The organism is Streptomyces alkaliphilus (genome assembly GCF_014141535.1).
Taxonomy (GTDB): Bacteria; Actinomycetota; Actinomycetes; order Streptomycetales; family Streptomycetaceae; genus Streptomyces; species Streptomyces alkaliphilus.
Genome location: NZ_VKHT01000733.1, coordinates 1 through 2,639, shown reverse-complemented (window position 1 = coordinate 2,639; position 2,639 = coordinate 1). Strand labels below are relative to the sequence as shown.

Below are 2,639 nucleotides of genomic sequence, written 5' to 3'. Positions count from 1 at the left end.
ACCGGCCCCTGAGACGGGACCCGCCGCCACGTCCGCCGTCACCGGGTCTCCCGCCACCATGTCCGCCGCAGGAAAGCCGCGTGGCGGGACCGCGGCCGGTGGGTCCTACCGGCGCGTGCCCGGCAGGGACGCCGCCCGCGCCGGATCCGACAACACCGACGCCGGATCCCCCAACCGCTCCACCCGTGCCGGGATCCCCGGGATGGTGAACCGCAGTCGCTCCGGGTGTTCGACCCCCTCCGCCAGCTCCTCCGGTGTCAGCGGGGTGGATACCGTCGGCTCCCGTCGAGCCCGGGGGGTGTAGGGCGCGGCGGTGGTCTTCGCCGCCGCGTTCTGACTCCAGTCGATGAACACCCGTCCCCACCGCCGCGAACGCTCCATCGTGGACACCACCAGTTCCGGGGACTCCCCGGCCGTCTCCTCCGCCAGGCGTCGCGCGTACTCCGTGACCTCCTCCGCCGGAGTGGGCCGAAGGGCGGCCATCAGGTGCAGTCCCTTGGAACCGGAGGTCTTGGCGCAGGCCGTCAGGCCGTCCGCGGCCAACCGCTCGCACAATCGGACGGCCACGGCGCAGCACTCGGCGATACCCGCCGGCGCACCCGGGTCGAGGTCCAGCACCAGGCGGTCGGCCATACCGGGGGCCGGGCACCGCCACTGGGGCACGTGGAACTCCGCGACCAGGTTCGCCGCCCACAGCAGCGCCGGAAGGTCGTTGATGACCACCTGCGGGACATCCGGACCGTCCCGGCGCGGCACCCCGCAGGTCTCCACCCACTCCGGTGTGCCCGGCGGGACATTCTTGGAGAAGAACACCGGCTCCTCCGCCCCACGCGGGTAACGCAGGAAACTCAGCGGGCGATCCCGCAGGTGGGGCAGCAGGACCTCCGCCACGGCCTCGTGGTACGCCCACAGATCGCGCTTCGTGGTGCCCGTCGCCGGATGGATCACCCGGTCCGGATGGGTGGAGACGACCCGCTGACCGGCGATCTCCCGCTCGATCCGCTCCCCGCCCCCCGGCTGTTCACCCCCTTCGCCGCCCGCGGGGTTCTCGCCGTGCTCGCGGTCCCGGCCGCCACGGGCGTTCCGGGCGTTCCCGGGGCTCGTGTCGCTCTCTCCGTCACCTGCCGTCATGGTGTCGAGGGTGACACGGGAGCCCCCGGTCGGCACGGAGGCGCCTCGTGCCGAGCCCTTCCGTGCCGAGCCCTCCCGTGCCACTCTTTTTCGCGCCGGCGCACACTGATGGCATGGATCTGCGCATCACCGCCACCGACCCCGAGCACCCGGCGACCCTGTTGGACCTGCCCTGGGACGTATCGCTCGTCGACTGGCCCGAGGAGCACCTGGTGGCGCTGCCCCGGGGCATCTCGCGTCACGTGGTGCGCTTCGCGCGCGCGGGCGGGGAGGTTTTCGCCGTCAAGGAGGTGGGGGAGTGGGCGGCCATCCGGGAGTACGGCCTGCTGCGCGACCTCGACCGGCTCGCAGTGCCCTCCGTCGACCCGGTGGCGGTCGTCACCGGCAGGGCCACCCCCCGGGGTGAACCCCTCGAACCGGTTCTCATCACGCGACAGTTGAAGGGCTCCCTGCCCTACCGGGCGATGTTCGAGACCACCATGCGTCCCGACACCGTCCGCCGCCTTCTCGACGCCCTGGCCGTCCTGTTGGTGCGGCTGCACCTCAACGGCTTCGCCTGGGGCGACTGCTCCCTCTCCAACACCCTCTTCCGCCGCGACGCCGGGGCCTACGCCGCCTACCTGGTCGACGCCGAGACGGGCCAGATCCAGCCGCAGCTCACCCGGGGCCAGCGCGAGTACGACCTAGAGGTCGCGCGGGTCAACATCTCCGGCGAACTCCTCGACCTGGAGGCGGGCGGCTCCCTGCACCCCTCCATCGACCCCATCCCCTTCGGGGAGGCCATCGTCGAGCGCTACGGCGAGCTGTGGCACGAGCTGACCCGCACCTCGGTCTATCCCCGGGCCAAGCGGCACTACATCGACCGGCGGGTACGGCGTCTCAACGACCTCGGCTTCGACGTGGCCGAGATGCAGATCCAGCGCTCCCCGGACGGGGACACCGTCACTTTCCTGCCCAAGGTCGTGGACGCCGGTCACCACCAGCGCCAACTGCTGCGGCTGACCGGCCTCGACGCCGAGGAGAACCAGGCCCGGAGCCTGCTCAACGACCTGGAGACCTGGATGGCCTCCCAGGAGGACTACGCGCCCGGTGACCCCCTGGGGGCACGCCCCGAGGTGCTGGCCCACCGATGGGTTCGCGACGTCTTCCGCCCCGCCGTCCGTGCCGTCCCGCGCGACCTGCGGGAACGCATGGACACCCCGCAGATCTACCACGAGCTGCTCGAACACCGCTGGTACCTGTCCGAGCAGGCCCAGCGTGACGTCGGCATGGAGGCCACCGTCGAGGACTGGGTGCGCAACGTGCCGCACCCGCCGCTGCCCAGCGCCCTCGCCCCGATCGGGGAGGACGGAGACCTCCTCGACGCAGGGGAGGGCGTGGCGGTGGACCCGGTGGGGGACGCCGAGCCGGCCGGAGGAGTCGACGGGAAACGGGTCGTCGGACGGTCCGGTGGCGACACGCCCCCGGACGGGGTCTGAGCCCCCGCCCCGCCGGCACGCCCCGTCGTC

General features: G+C 72.6%; 2 protein-coding genes. One reads left to right on the top strand and one right to left on the bottom strand.

What is annotated here, in order from left to right:
* Window positions 1-105: 105 nt before the first annotated feature.
* A complete protein-coding gene (gene ligD, locus FNQ90_RS19095) occupies window positions 106-1,131 on the bottom strand; it encodes a non-homologous end-joining DNA ligase (RefSeq protein WP_182607491.1) in 1,026 nt (341 codons plus the stop codon).
* A gap of 113 nt (window positions 1,132-1,244) precedes the next feature.
* Between ligD and FNQ90_RS19090 the strand changes: the two genes are divergently transcribed.
* Complete coding sequence (locus FNQ90_RS19090) at window positions 1,245-2,609, top strand: DUF4032 domain-containing protein (protein WP_182607490.1); 1,365 nt, start codon at window positions 1,245-1,247, stop codon at window positions 2,607-2,609.
* Window positions 2,610-2,639 lie beyond the last annotated feature (30 nt).

Excerpts from the sequence above, each read along its gene's own strand:
- ligD (WP_182607491.1), bottom strand. The coding sequence starts at position 1,131 with ATGACGGCAGGTGACGGAGAGAGCGACACGAGCCCCGGGAACGCCCGG.
- FNQ90_RS19090 (WP_182607490.1), top strand. The coding sequence starts at position 1,245 with ATGGATCTGCGCATCACCGCCACCGACCCCGAGCACCCGGCGACCCTG.